At 56.3% G+C, this 13,227-nt stretch carries 11 protein-coding genes; 3 read left to right on the forward strand and 8 right to left on the reverse strand.

Annotation, left to right across the window (positions count from 1 at the left end; genetic code table 11):
- Window positions 1-129: 129 nt before the first annotated feature.
- The 3 genes from AC2FLU_RS00735 to AC2FLU_RS00745 all read right to left on the reverse strand — a co-directional run bounded on the left by AC2FLU_RS00735 (window position 130) and on the right by AC2FLU_RS00745 (window position 3,611).
- A complete protein-coding gene (locus AC2FLU_RS00735) occupies window positions 130-1,098 on the reverse strand; it encodes a carbohydrate porin (RefSeq protein ID WP_480556046.1) in 969 nt (322 codons plus the stop codon).
- 206 nt (window positions 1,099-1,304) lie between these two features.
- Window positions 1,305-2,072, reverse strand: coding sequence for a DUF3299 domain-containing protein (locus tag AC2FLU_RS00740; protein ID WP_496716320.1), 768 nt, complete (start codon window positions 2,070-2,072; stop codon window positions 1,305-1,307).
- Between the two features lie 105 nt (window positions 2,073-2,177).
- A complete protein-coding gene (locus tag AC2FLU_RS00745) occupies window positions 2,178-3,611 on the reverse strand; it encodes an amidohydrolase family protein (protein WP_496811762.1) in 1,434 nt (477 codons plus the stop codon).
- Between the two features lie 324 nt (window positions 3,612-3,935).
- On the opposite strand from AC2FLU_RS00745, the gene AC2FLU_RS00750 reads away from it, so the two are divergent.
- Window positions 3,936-4,823, forward strand: a complete 888-nt coding sequence (locus tag AC2FLU_RS00750) for a helix-turn-helix domain-containing protein (RefSeq protein WP_480556044.1) — start codon at window positions 3,936-3,938, stop codon at window positions 4,821-4,823.
- A 675-nt stretch (window positions 4,824-5,498) separates the two neighbouring features.
- On the opposite strand, the gene AC2FLU_RS00755 is transcribed toward AC2FLU_RS00750, so the two are convergent.
- Both AC2FLU_RS00755 and AC2FLU_RS00760 read right to left on the reverse strand, forming a co-directional pair.
- Entirely contained in the window at window positions 5,499-6,209 is a 711-nt protein-coding gene (locus AC2FLU_RS00755) for a class I SAM-dependent methyltransferase (protein WP_496809256.1), read from the reverse strand.
- A 215-nt stretch (window positions 6,210-6,424) separates the two neighbouring features.
- Window positions 6,425-6,898, reverse strand: a complete 474-nt coding sequence (locus AC2FLU_RS00760; protein ID WP_480556043.1) for a cupin domain-containing protein — start codon at window positions 6,896-6,898, stop codon at window positions 6,425-6,427.
- Between the two features lie 36 nt (window positions 6,899-6,934).
- Between AC2FLU_RS00760 and AC2FLU_RS00765 the strand changes: the two genes are divergently transcribed.
- Window positions 6,935-7,567, forward strand: a complete 633-nt coding sequence (locus AC2FLU_RS00765; protein ID WP_496809259.1) for a TetR/AcrR family transcriptional regulator — start codon at window positions 6,935-6,937, stop codon at window positions 7,565-7,567.
- A gap of 431 nt (window positions 7,568-7,998) precedes the next feature.
- On the opposite strand, the gene AC2FLU_RS00770 is transcribed toward AC2FLU_RS00765, so the two are convergent.
- From AC2FLU_RS00770 to AC2FLU_RS00780, 3 genes are all read right to left on the reverse strand, one after another.
- Window positions 7,999-9,192: an IS91 family transposase gene (locus AC2FLU_RS00770; protein WP_480521400.1), complete on the reverse strand. Its 1,194-nt coding sequence runs from the start codon at window positions 9,190-9,192 to the stop codon at window positions 7,999-8,001.
- Window positions 9,193-9,204: 12 nt separating this feature from the next.
- The gene (locus AC2FLU_RS00775; protein ID WP_496809257.1) at window positions 9,205-10,083 is read right to left on the reverse strand and encodes a tyrosine-type recombinase/integrase; all 879 of its coding nucleotides are present in this window, start codon (window positions 10,081-10,083) and stop codon (window positions 9,205-9,207) included.
- Between the two features lie 241 nt (window positions 10,084-10,324).
- Window positions 10,325-11,815 carry an amidohydrolase family protein gene (locus tag AC2FLU_RS00780; protein ID WP_496716925.1) on the reverse strand — a complete coding sequence of 497 codons (1,491 nt, stop codon included), beginning with the start codon at window positions 11,813-11,815 and terminating at the stop codon, window positions 10,325-10,327.
- 206 nt (window positions 11,816-12,021) lie between these two features.
- Between AC2FLU_RS00780 and AC2FLU_RS00785 the strand changes: the two genes are divergently transcribed.
- The gene (locus tag AC2FLU_RS00785) at window positions 12,022-13,035 is read left to right on the forward strand and encodes an AraC family transcriptional regulator (RefSeq protein WP_496809258.1); all 1,014 of its coding nucleotides are present in this window, start codon (window positions 12,022-12,024) and stop codon (window positions 13,033-13,035) included.
- Window positions 13,036-13,227 lie beyond the last annotated feature (192 nt).

The raw sequence follows: 13,227 nt of genomic DNA on the forward strand, positions 1-13,227 counted from the left end.
CTTTGCGGTCATTTGCTGAAGATGGCCTGATTGACTGCTACGCGCAGAAAAAGCGGACTTTGCAAAGTCCTGTTGTTCTACCTCAATCGCCCTTTGACACAAATCTTTTCCGAGTGCGATCACCCCGTGCTAGAAAACAATCCGGGTTCTTAAACCAAACAGAGTAATGCTATCCTGGTCAGGGTTCAGAAGCGGGTTGGAGATGAATTGTATCGAAGGCGTGATCTGCAGCCCGGGTGAGATTGAAAAGCGATAGAATGCTTCAAGCGTGAACTGATCGCCGTCTATGCCTCTTGCCTCAGCCCAGTTCAGACCCAGCCCGGCCAAATCGGTATTGCGACCGTAATAGCCGACACCGGCAGAAATGGACCGATCATAGAGTGCTGCTGTCCCTTTTGAGGCCCCTGCCCGAAAGAATGGCATCCACTTATTGTCAACAAACCATGCAGCAGAAAACGCGGCGCCGTAATCTTCTGGACGGCTACCATCATCAGCCGCGTCCGCATGCCAGAGGGTCAGATGGATATTGTCGAAGTAGATGCGATCAAAGCCAGAAGTGTAGCCGAGTTCGAGTGATTTGAATAAGTTACCATCGCTGAACACATCAAAGTTTGGATCAGACGGGTCGGCATTTGCGTCTGAGACGCTCGCGACGGCGTAAAGGTTATCGCTCAGCTTTACCCCACCGGCAATGCCAATGCCTTGGTTGGGCGTGTTAATCGTCGGGTTGGTGTTGAAGGACAGGTTTTGGAAACCACTGTAGGGGCTTACCAACCCGTAAATATCCACAAAGTCGGTTACATCAATCTGCCCGACTTGCAGCGTCCACGAACCGTTCTCGGCCCTTTGGGTCCAGAACAGGTTGGTCAATAACAAACCATTATCGTTGAAGGCCGTCCCAGTGATCGAAAGCGCTCCGCCATCCAGCCCGAGAAACTGTGGGGCAACATCGGTATAGCTGTGCCGGTTTTCAATCTTGAATGTCAGGGAACCCCGTTCAGTTGCCTGCCAACTTCCGTAGAAACGAGCGATTCCACTTGCGGCTTCACCAGTTCCCAAATCAGCATTCGTGGTTTGGCCCAATGCCAAGTAATCCACGTTGAACCGAAACCCACCCTCAGCCAGCCGGTCTTTCCACTGAAACCAACCCGGAGCGATGTTGCGTGGAAAATCGGAACGGTACTGTGGGTCGGTCAGTCCATCTCCGGGCTGTAGATCAGCCTCGACCGAAGAAGGCCCAGACAGTCCTTGCGCCGAGGCAGCGCCAGCAACCGCAACACTCAATGTGACAACGAGAAGTCTTATCATTCAGACGCCTTTGCCCCGCCGGTCTTGCGATGACCCGCTGCAAGGATGCGATCAGCAATCGATGCCGCCCAATCATTTGTTGTTGGCGTGCTGGTCATCAGATCTCGCATCGTTTCAGTCTGCGAGACCTCCAAAACATAGCTGGAGCTCATTGGCACATTGCCGTCTACGATGCGGAAAGTGTAATTTGTTTCTTCAATTGACAGTTTGCCTGTCAGCCGCACCGGTTCGTGCATAGTGCTGGGGCTCCAGTCGTCAAAAACTCGCGCCCGGATCATCTGATTGGCGTTTGGCGGTGGGGTATGGCTGCACATGCCGCGTATGGGAACGAGGTAGACGACAGTGGTCCCGTCCGCTTCGAAAGGCGCTGGGATAGCGTAACCCGCCAATGTAACGATTTGACCATCAAGGTTCGGATTAGCCGCTGTTGCTGCTTTCTTGCGCCGGTCGGCGACGGTCCAGCGTTGGTCGATCAGCCAATCTGCATCAATCCCGTCTTCAGACAGTTCCTCAAGTGCCGCATTGATTTTTGCGGCACCGTCGGCCATCTGAGCCTCGCTGAGAGTGGCGTCGTTCAGCAGCTCCCTGTTTCGTACGATCGCCCGCAAGGATTCGATCTGTTGATAGTTCAAATCCTCAAAAGGATCCTCATAGGTTTGTGCCGACGGATCGATCAGATCCTGCCAGGCGATCTGCTCAGCCGAAGCGGGTGCGGCGAGCGGAACAAACAGCGTCAGAATGCTCATAGTCAGCAAACGATGCATCTCTTTCTCCAAAAAGTGTTTCGCGGGGCGGCCGAGGTAGAAAACCGCCCCGCAGGATCATCGGGTCAGCGTGTTCGTGTACATCACACCACCCAATTCAAATGTTTATGGATAAACAGCTGGTTCACGAACTGCCGGTCGGTACATAATGCTGTCGGTATCGACCATGGTGTTCTTGTAGGCGCGGCCATCCTTCATCACGAGTTGCAGCTTGCTCTCATCCAGGATCAGGTTGATGTCCTCAAGCGGGTTGCCGTCCCAGATCAGGATGTCGGCATAGCTGTCAGGCGCGATCTGGCCCAAGTTATAGGTCGGATAGGGGTCTTTTGGACCAGACCACTTGAGCACGATCCCCGCGTTGCCGGTCCAGTGCTTCAAGGCCTGCGCAGGGCTGAAACCTGCATCGACGTTGCAGGTGATGTCCTCCTTGATCTTCTCGACCAGTCCAGGGCTGAACATGTCCGACCCCCCCACAATGAACATGCCGTACTCATTCATCCACTTGGACATGGCTCGTACGCCCTTGCCGACAGCGACACCCTTCAGCTTTTGCTCATGCGTGAAGAATGCAGGCATAGTCTCGTACGACCCGAAGGTGTTCACGCTGACATAGCACTGGAAACTCCAGACGATATCTTGGGTTTCATTGTACTTGGCGACCATCTTCTTCACCATATCCTCGGAGATCAGGAACCCATGTTCAAAGGAGCGGGTGCCAAGCCGCAGGTGCCGTTCGTAGCTCTCGTCGTTATAGGCATGCACCGCCACATAGGTGCCGTTGTCACGCGCAATTTCGACTGCCCGGGCAACCTCGTCCTCGGCGAGCCCAAGAATCTCGAGCGGATCGAATTCGCTTGAAACTCCTCCGCCACCCATGACCTTGAGAAAGGCCGCGCCCCGGCGCAAGTTCAGACGCGCAGCACGCGTGACATCATCCACTCCGTCGACCACCCAGGTGTTGCCGGTCGCCTGTCCCATATCCAAACCGTTTTCGAGTATGTGGGGCGGTACGTTCCTTCCCGCCCAGTCACTGTGACCGCCAGTCTGGCCAATGGCGCCACCGGAGGAATATACCCGCGGGCCGCGAATGAGGCCCATGTCGATGGCCTTGGCGACATCCAGCGGATCGCCGGCGATGTCCCGAACCGTCGTGATCCCCTTCATCAGCATGTGATCGTTCATGTATTGGATGGCTATTGCTCCACCAGCCGCGCCGTCCCAGCGGGTCTGATAGGCTGCTGTGCCTTCGGGCGGGTTGAGCATCACGTGTTGGTGCATATCGATCAGACCGGGCGTCATCACTTTTCCAGTTGCTTCGATGACGAAGGCGCCCTCTACCTCGATCGGATCGGTCGAGACCTGCGTGATGACGTTACCCTCGACGAGCACGTTGGCATCCTCGATCAGATCCGGGCCGAACCCGTCGAACACATCGACATTGGTGAACAGGATCGGCGGCGGCGTATTATCCTGCGAAGCCGCAGGTGACGCGATCGCTAGCACTGCAACGACCGCCGTTGCGGTTATTGTCTTGGACATGATTTGTCGGACTCCCCTGGTCTTGTTTCGGCATGTGGGAGCCTCGGCCGATCATCGATTACTTTTTTTGTGCCTCGCGCACAGAATAATCATAGGCGGCAATGTTAGCTCCTCGCACTAAAAGCGTACTAGGTGCGAAAGAGGCCACCTAACAGTATTCCGGTTTTAGGATGAAATGGTAAATTTGCGGTCGCAAAATGGTAAATGCCTTGCGATACTGCGTCGTGTGCGCTCCGATAATGGTGGAAGGTGTTGGTCGCAGTCGTAAAACTTAGGTACGCGCTGAACTTCGCAATTGCCTGCGAAGACGCTGGCTGTGACCCAATGAAACTCCTGCAAGCTGTCGATATCGACGAACGTATGATGCAAGAACCGGAGTTGATGATCGCGGAGCACCAACTCTGGACAATCGCAAGCAAAGCCGCAACGAGTACCGGAAAATTCGACATCGGCTTTGATGCCGGATCCGTTTCCAGCGTGCAGATGCATGGTACCCTGCGGCAACTTTATGATCAGAAAACACTTATCGATCGCTTGGCCACCTTCTGCAATATGGCAAAGCTGGAATACAGCAGAGCCGATTTCTTTGTTCGCCCGGCCTGGAATGGTCTGGTTTTCGGCCGCAACGCCATTGTTGGCGATCGCGAGCAGGTCCGGCAGGTTGAACTTTATGTTCTTCAACTCATGCTAGAAACCGTCCGGAGTGCACTGGGGCCGTCCTGGGCTCCGAAGAGGCTGAACCTACAGTCGGATCATCACCTCGACCTCGAATGGCTTGCCCAATCCGCGGAAGCAAGACTTCGGTTTGCTCAGCCGGTCACGGAAATCCACATCGAACGCGGGGAAATGGTTTCAGAGGCCGTCATTTTGCCCGATCCTGCCACGCATGATCAGATGGTTCCCACGACGCGCGCCATTGCCGCGCTGGTCTGCACCTACCTCCACGATTCTCGCTTGTCTCTGCAATTCATTGCGCGGTTGCTTGGCCTGAGTGACCGTCACCTGCAGCGCGATCTTCAAAATGAAGGGACCAGCTTTTCTGAAATTCTGTCCCGGGAACGGACAAAAGCCGCAATAAACATGCTAAAGGTGCCAGAGTTAACGATATTTGAGATATCGAAATCCTTGGGTTACTCCAACCAGGCGCATTTCACGCGAGCTTTCATCAGAAGCACAGGAATGACACCATCTCAATTCAGGAGAGGCGTCTAAACTCAAAACATCTCTGCAAGCAAGATCTGCAATTTCGTTGGTTGCCAATGAGTTAAGACTCTTTGGGCTGAATGTAGCAATTGAGTTTGTACCAAATGTGGGCTCAGCATGCTCGATGTTGGAACTGCAATTTGGCTTTTAGGAAAAATATAACTTGCGAGTTTTTTCTGCTCTCAAGCTGATCAAACATACAACGCGTTTCCACAGCTAGTGCTGACGACGGGAGTAATTGGAAACAAAAGCAGCCACTCGTCTATCGCAAACAATTGGCTTGTTTGCCCCGGTGTTGATTGCCGAAAAGGGATGCAGCGAAGGATCGGTTTCGGATTGAGCCAATATACCGCATCCGAATGACCGGTTCGGTGAAGTGCGCTGCATCGCAATGATAGACGTGCCGCGCCTGTGAGCAGATGGTGCGCAAGCAAACACCCGGACAGGCAACGACGGAAAAGTCCGCGATCTGTGAGTTCGAGCGGGGCAGCATTTCGGCAGTGCGGCGAAAATCCGGTCTGGTGAAGCTGCGCCGCAGCGCTTGGCGACATCGGCAACGTCAGGAGTGGGCCGATCCCTGAAGCATACATGCGGGCTTCGACACGAGATGCCGCGCCGCATCCGACGGCAGCAGTGAGCCAAAGCGGCCACTTCAAAAAGACACGAACTGCTCGAGAGCCGCCGCTAGCTATGCAGCCGCGCGTGCAACTCAATCGGTGCGATCAAACCGCTCTCAATGTTGTGCACCATGTGACGTACTTTCAGCGCGGTGTCATCGCCCATGATGAGATGTAGCCCGAGTGGCGGGGGACCGTCGGCCTGGCTTTGTGCGGCAGCAAGATCAGCGAAGAACTGTTTAGCAAACGCTGTACGGTCAATGCGTTCCCCAACCTCAAACCCCACCGATTTTAAGGCCGCCTCATAGGTTTCAGGCGGGTCCAACGCGCTTAGTTCACGAGATGATGCCCAAGGCGCCGGGTAATCCATTTGTCCGCTTCCGACCTGCATCACATCGTAGATCGCAAAGATGCCGCCAGGCTTGAGAACCCGCGCTGCTTCTCGCGCGATCCCAGTTTTATCGGCGATATTCATGCCGACGTGGATCATGTAGGCCGCGTCCATTGATGCGTCCTCAAAAGGCAACTCGAGCACGCTGCCTACAACCAATTCAATCTTGTCATTCAATCCCGTCCACTCGGTCAAAGCGCGCCCGGTTTCTACAAATTCGGGCGTCAGGTCGATGCCGGTGACATGAGCTCCTGTCGTTGCAGCGACAAAGCGGGCTGGGCCTCCCAGACCACAGCCGAGGTCCAGGACGCGACTACCCTTGGAAAGCTGTAGCGACTTAACAAACGGTTCAGTTGCACGACGGCCACCAATATGAAATTCGTCCACCGGAGCGAGTGCGTCGTGCGCAATCGGTGGTGTCAGATCCAGCGCCGCGCAGCCGTCAGAGATGCGTTTAAGCAGATGTCCTGAATGATAGTGTTGGGCGACCTCTTTCAGGTTCGTTATGACATAGCCTCCCCAATAGTGATGATGGCAGGATATATCAGCAGGGATAATATGTCAGCTTACCGCCCAGACTTGAGCGCGTGGCTTAGGTTGCTTCAAGCGGGTGCGTCTTCAGGGGCCAGGATCGTCATGCCGGCCTTTTCCGCCACCGCCATGATCGCCGGAATGTCGGGTGGCCCATCGGGTGCAGGAATATCCGTTGTGCCGTCCGGCATTGCTTCGCCCGCTTCGGTGAAGAATGTATCATGCATAGCTCCCGGAGCGTTGATGCATAGCAAGCGACCTGGAGTTTTCCCAATACAAGTAAACGCGTGCACCGCGCCATCGGGGACTTTCACGAAATCGCCACTGCTTACCTTTTTTGTCTCGCCGTTTAGGAAAAACTCAAACTCGCCTTCGAGCACATAGAAACTCTCATCTTCGCCAGCGTGATGATTGGGGGGCGCGCCGGCACCCGGGGCGGTCTTGATTTCAACGATTGTACAGCGATCTCCGGTTTCGGCTGGAAATGCGTGGAATTTCAGAAGGTTCCCTAGAAGGTGATATGTGCGAGGGCGAGATTGCGTCATTTCAACGACTCCCTTTACTTCGATGAATGTACCTTTATGATACACATATCCACTCATGAGACAAGTTTATCATTAAGGAACATCGGTGTGGCCCCTCGAACCAATCAAAAGAACAGGACTAGAGAGGCGTTGCTGGCGGCGGCACGTGAGCTTATGTCAGAGGGGGAAAATGTGACGCTTGCCAAAGTAGCAGAGCGCGCGAAAACCGGTCGGGCAACGGTATACCGGTACTTTTCCGATCCCGGCGTGTTGGCCCTCGACGCGACCCTCGACATAGAGGTGATGCCGACCGCAGAATTGCTGGAAGGACTTGAGGATGTACGCAACCGTGTGCACGCGGTTGCGCGCTACTATCTGGATTTCTCCCGCAAACATGAGGCTTTCTTTCGCCAGTTTCTGGCTGAATCGCTGAAGGCATCACTGCAAGACGGCACTGTCAAAATGCGTGGAGCGAGAAGGGTCGCGGCATTTGGAGAGGCCCTTGAACCCGTTTGCAGCTCGATGAAACTGAGCGATTACGAAGATCTGACACTACGTTTGGCCATGACAACAGGCATAGAGCAGTTTGTGATATTGGAAGATATTCTGCGCGTAGATCAGCAAAAGGGGTACCGGCTACAAGAAGGTCTCGTGGACGCTCTGCTTAACCAGTACCTGCCGAAAGTGTGAAACGCGCCAGCAACGCAATTTCGGTTAGATGGGCGCTTTTTAGCTGTGCAGATGCTCAGCTAAACGTGTTGCAATGCAGCGAACGACAGCTATGTCGAAGGTTTTTCGATGCGGGCCGCGGCGCATCGTTGGCGTTCGTGTGTAACCCGGCCCGCGTTGAATAACCTGACAAGGAGGAAGCCGCGGGAGGCTGGGCGGCGTCTATGGGGAAAGTATGCTGCGGGTGATTGCGGGAGCCGGTTCTGAGCGCCGACCAGGCAGGAAGCGCCGGTTGGGGGCGGTTATCCAGCGGGCTGTGTTCGCGCGTTCCGGGTGCCGTCGGAGCCGTTGACCGGGTGATTGCGGGCTAACCACAGGACCGGGCGTACCGGGGGCGTTCCGGAAAACGAATTGGAACCGGGGTAGTCTTCGCGGCATGGACGGGCGTTTCGTCATGCGGCCTGCTCCCTGGGTGGCGCACGGCTCATCGGTTTTTGCCCGCGCCGGAAAATTTCCACGATGCGCATCGGGCCGCCGCAGCAGGGGCACGGCTCGCGCAGGGTGAGCGGAGCGGTCTCAGCAGTCTCCTGCGTTTCCTGTTCGGCCAGTGTCTGCACAAGCAAGTCGCGGATGCGGGCGATGGTGGTCTTGCGGGTGGCGCCGGCCAGCAGGCCGTAGTGGCGGATACGGTGAAAGCCGTCGGGCAGGACGTGCAGCAGGAACCGGCGGATGAATTCGCCGGTCTTGAGCCGCATCACCTTCATCCGGTCGCCGCGCTTGATACGGTAATCCTTCCAACGGAACGCAACGGTCTCGGCATCGGCGCTGACAAGGCGGTGGTTCGAGATCGCAACGCGGTGGGTGTATCGGCTGAGATAGGCGAGGACAGACTCGGGCCCGCCGAAGGGCGGTTTGGCGTAGACGACCCATTTGGTCTTGCGGAGCGGGGCGAGGCAGGCGGCGAAGGCCGCGGGATCGGCCAGTCTTTTCAGATCACCGAAGAACTGAAGCTGCCCTGCCTTGTGCAGCGCCGACAGCCCTTCCAGGAACAGGCGCCGGAACAGCCGGGCCAGGACGCGCACGGGCAGAAGGAAACCAGGGCGGCAGGCGATCCAGCGTGTAGCGTCAGGTGACAGGCCGCCGCCGGGCACGATCATGTGGACATGCGGGTGGTGGGTCAGCGCCGAACCCCAGGTATGGAGTACAGAGGTCATGCCCACGCGGGCGCCAAGGTGCCGGGGATCGGCGGCGATGGTCGTCACGGTCTCGGCTGACGCTCGGAACAGCAGGCCGTAGACCGCCGTCTTGTTCCAGTAGGCGATCCGTGCGATCTCCGCCGGCAGGGTGAAGACCACATGGAAATACTCCACCGGCAGCAGGTCATCGGCCCGTGCTGCCATCCAGTCGCGCGCGGCCGGCCCTTGGCACTTCGGGCAGTGCCGGTTCTTGCAGGAATTGTACGCGACATGCCGGTGACCGCATTTGGCGCAGGCTGCCACATGCCCGCCGAGCGCCTCGGTCCGGCAGGCTTCAATCGCCGACATCACCCTGAGTTGGGTGAGGCTGACATGCCCGGCATTGGCCCGCCGCCATGCGGGACCATGGGCGCGAAAGATGTCAGCGATCTCAAGCCGCGGGCGGGGCACCACCCTGGTCCGCTACTCCCGGCTTCGATCCTGCAGCTTGGCCAGCGTCTCGTAGGGGCTCGCCGTGTCACGGATCAGCTTCGTGGCGACATGTGTGTAGCGCTCCGTTGTTTCGAGTTTGGCATGCCCGAGCAGGACCTGGATCACCCGCACATCCGTACCGGCCTCCAGAAGGTGCGTCGCGAAGCTATGCCGCAGCGTGTGCAGCGTGCTGCCCGGCTTCTTGATCCCCGCGATGTGCTTTGCCGAGCTGAAGGCGCGGTGGAGTTGGCGCGACGAGAGGGGGTTGATCTTGGGCTTGCCCGGAAACAACCAGCCCTCAGGCCGCGCCTCGCGCCAATACTCGCGCAGCAGGTTCAGCAATCCCGGCGACAGCATGACCTTCCGGTCCTTCCGCCCCTTGCCCTGTTCGACATGAATCAGCATCCGGTCGCTGTCGATATCGCTGACCTTGAGATTGCAGACTTCCGAGGCCCTGAGCCCGGCACCATAGGAGATGCTCAGCGCCGCCCGGTACTTCAGCCCCGGTCCTGGCGCGACCCGCAGCAGTGCCGCTACTTCCTCGGCGCTGAACACCACGGGGAGCTTGCGCGGCTGGGTGCGGAACTGCATGTGCCGCTTCATCTCGCCCCGCCCGCAGGTCGTCTCGAAGAAGAACCTCAGCGCAATGATGCGGGCGTTGTAGGTCGGCGGCGTGACACCGCAGTCGATCATGTGAAGCTGGTAGGCGCGCAGATCGTCCGGCGTCGCGGTGTCCGGCGACCGTCCCAGAAACGCTGCGAAGTCCTTGATCGCCCGGATGTGCGACTTCTGAGACTTGTCACCCAGCCCCTTGATCCGCATGTCCTTGATCATCCGCTCGCGCAGCGGCGTTGTTCTCTCCTCCGCCATGGGAACCTCCTGTCTTTCGATTGAGAGGTCCCAATCGTCAGACAGCCGCGCCCATTCCCAAATGCACAGGGGTCAGATCAATGCAAAACGCCTGCCACAGGCTCCAATGCCGCGCGAGCGGCTTCGTCCTTGAGCCCTATCCAGACCTTGGTGTTTCATACAGCACTGGTCGCTGTGCGCGGAAAGCGGACAGCGATGTTATAAACTCAGGGTACATTCGCACCCTGAGTTAGCTTTAAAATTACAGCGCAGTTCGACCTCTTCCCGCGTTACTTGGCGTTACACGCATTTCAGGAGCTGGCCGGTAAGTTGGATCAGAGTGTGGCACAGTGGTGTTTTTGTACAATTCACCGTCTTTCATGATGAGCTGCAACTTATCCTCATCTTCAATAATTTTAATGTCCTTCGTCGGATCGTCGCTCCACAACAGGATATCAGCGTAAGCGCCCTCTTTTATTACGCCCAAAGGTCCCTCGCGATATGGGTTTCTGGCGGGGCCGGACATTTCAAGGACGATGCCTGCATTTCCCGTAGCATGTCGCAGCGCCTCAATCGGAGTGAACTCGAACAACTCCACCTCGATGGTGATGTTTTTCTTCGTGATAGGCCACTGCTCGGCGAACATGTCGGAACCGCTGACGATGAAGACATCATGCTCGCGCGCCCATTTCACCATTTGCAGGGTACCGGTATGAACCGACTTGGCCTTGCGGATCTGCTCAGGGGTGTACCACGGAACACTTTCCGGGTTTGCAAAGGCAACTCCAGCCATATAGCCCTGTAGTGAAAGGATAATATCTTCTTCCGCCATCCGTTTGATGGTTTCTTCCGAAACCAGAAAGTTATGCTCTATGACTTTAACACCCGCATCAATCGCACGGTTGACAGCGTCGTCACGGTAGGCATGGGCTGCGACGTAGGTTTTGTTGTCCTCGGCGATCGCAACGGCAGCCTTCATCTCGTCGAACGTAAGACTGATGACTTCAAGCGGGTCAAACTCCGTTGATACGCCTCCACCCGGCATGACTTTCAGGAAAGCTGCACCCTTGCGAAAGTTCCATCGTGCTTGCTTGATAACTTCGTCTACCGTGCTGGTCGTCGCAAGGTTGCCCATCAACACCGATTCATCCGGACCGAGGTGCTGGTTCCAACCGCCGACATCACCATGCCCGCCAAGAGGCCCGATCGGCGGCCCCGCTGAGTATATCCGTGGGCCCGTCATCCAGCCCATTCGCACGCCTTTGGCAAGCCCGAGGGAATTACCGCCGATATCTCTCACGGTCGTGATGCCCTTCATCAAAAGGTGGGCATACATGTTCTGGGCAGCGATGGCTCCGGCAGTGGCGAAATCGATATCTTCACCCGTCGAAAACAATCCGGATGGTCCGCCCAGCATCAGGTGCTGGTGCATATCGATGAACCCAGGGGTCATTGTGCGACCAGTGCCATCGATCACGATCGCGTTGTCCCCAGCCGTCAAGCCGTTGCCGATTTGTTTAATCAGATTGCCTTCAACGAGCACATCCTGGGCTTCCGACACCGTATCGCTGTTTCCATCGAAGATCCTGACATTCTTAATCAGGACGTGCGCCGTTTGGCTTTCTTCAGCAGCTACAAGCGATACCGTCAGCATCGTGATTGATGCAGCAAGAATAGTATTTCTCAAGAATCCCAATTTCTTTCCCTTTCCTTTTCTGGCCCTTGCCAAGCGTAACTCGCGCAGAGTCAGCATACTGCCTGTCCCGCTGGCCAACTCGCGTGAGCATCAAGCCTGTTTTCTAAATATGTCAGACGCTGAAACAGCTGGTGTATCATTAGGAGTCGGTGCCAAGGATTTTTGCGCCAAAATGACACTTGAAAGCGTTATTTTGTTTCCAGCGCCTTGAACTGACCGACAGATGCCGCATCGTTCGAGGGCCGGTTGGCACAGGAGTCGACATGACCAAACGTCTTCCGCTCGCGAAGCTGAGCTTGTTGCGCCCCTTGATTACTGCGCTTAGCGAACGTGGGGTCGACCCAGAAATCGTGCTCGAGAGAGTTGGCCTGACCGAAGGCGCGGTGTTGAGCGGCGACGAGGCCGTGCACATAATGGTGGTCCACCAGTTTCTCGAGGCTTGTGCCGAGGCGGTGGAAGATTTGACTTTCTGCGCTTCTGTCGGCTCGCGTCTGGACCCAAGAGGCTGGCCAATGATCGAATCTGCGCTCTCTGCTGGGGGCTCGTTGGCCGATTTTCTCTCGACCTTTATCAGCCGAGCGAACGAGGTTACCAGCTCGGTGACGACATATCTGGAAATCAGAGGAGATCAGGCAATTTACGGTGAAACTCGTCTTTTTCGCCCAACAATTTTGCCGGCACAGAACGATGGTTTCATGGTGGGCCTCAGCCTGGGAATTCTTAGGCGTGCCGTGGGCGACCGGTTCGACTCCGGCGAAATGACCATTGTTCTCTGTAATCCAGACGTACTTCCTGTCAGTTTTTCGAAATTCAAACGGCTCAAGGGCGATGAGATGGGCTTCCGATTGAAGTTTCCCTCCAAATGGCTTGTCCATTCTGTCGATCGCAAAGTCTTGGGAAACTCAGTTGGGACATGCGATCAAACAAACGACGTGAGCCGCTTCGTCGCCGATTTCCGAGCTGTAATCGCACATAAGATCGGCCAGGGAGGTCTCAGCGCCAATGACGCGGCAACCCTCGTGTCAATGAGCCGAGCAACTTTGGCTCGACGTCTTGCCAAGGAAAAAACCAGCGTGTCGGATGAATTACGCCGGGCGAAGATTGCTTACGCAAAGGACCGTTTGCGAACGAGCGGCGACACCGTAGACGAAATAGCCGGCGCGCTCGGTTACTCCGATCGCTCGAACTTCTCACGCGCATTCCGAGAAGCCGTGGGCCTCAGCCCTCGAGCTTTTCGATCACGGATCGACGTGAACAGAACTGGTCCAGAGACGTGAAGAAATCTTTCAGATCTTTATTGTTATTACGAAGCAAATCTATTGATCTACGCCTATCAGTGACAACATCCCGGCTAAGCTACGACCGCCAGAGCCGCGAACTGCAAACAGCAGCCATTTGAACACAAACGCCAACTGGCAGAAAAGTCCGCATTGCGGTCGCTCGCGACATTCGGGCGAACGTCCGAACTA

The organism is Ruegeria sp. SAZD013, from assembly GCF_059612525.1.

Excerpts from the sequence above, each read along its gene's own strand:
- AC2FLU_RS00745 (WP_496811762.1), bottom strand. The coding sequence starts at position 3,611 with ATGTCCAAGACAATAACCGCAACGGCGGTCGTTGCAGTGCTAGCGATC.
- AC2FLU_RS00740 (WP_496716320.1), bottom strand. The coding sequence starts at position 2,072 with ATGCATCGTTTGCTGACTATGAGCATTCTGACGCTGTTTGTTCCGCTC.
- AC2FLU_RS00780 (WP_496716925.1), bottom strand. The coding sequence starts at position 11,815 with ATGCTGACTCTGCGCGAGTTACGCTTGGCAAGGGCCAGAAAAGGAAAG.
- AC2FLU_RS00775 (WP_496809257.1), bottom strand. The coding sequence starts at position 10,083 with ATGGCGGAGGAGAGAACAACGCCGCTGCGCGAGCGGATGATCAAGGAC.
- AC2FLU_RS00765 (WP_496809259.1), top strand. The coding sequence starts at position 6,935 with ATGATACACATATCCACTCATGAGACAAGTTTATCATTAAGGAACATC.
- AC2FLU_RS00785 (WP_496809258.1), top strand. The coding sequence starts at position 12,022 with ATGACCAAACGTCTTCCGCTCGCGAAGCTGAGCTTGTTGCGCCCCTTG.
- AC2FLU_RS00750 (WP_480556044.1), top strand. The coding sequence starts at position 3,936 with ATGAAACTCCTGCAAGCTGTCGATATCGACGAACGTATGATGCAAGAA.
- AC2FLU_RS00760 (WP_480556043.1), bottom strand. The coding sequence starts at position 6,898 with ATGACGCAATCTCGCCCTCGCACATATCACCTTCTAGGGAACCTTCTG.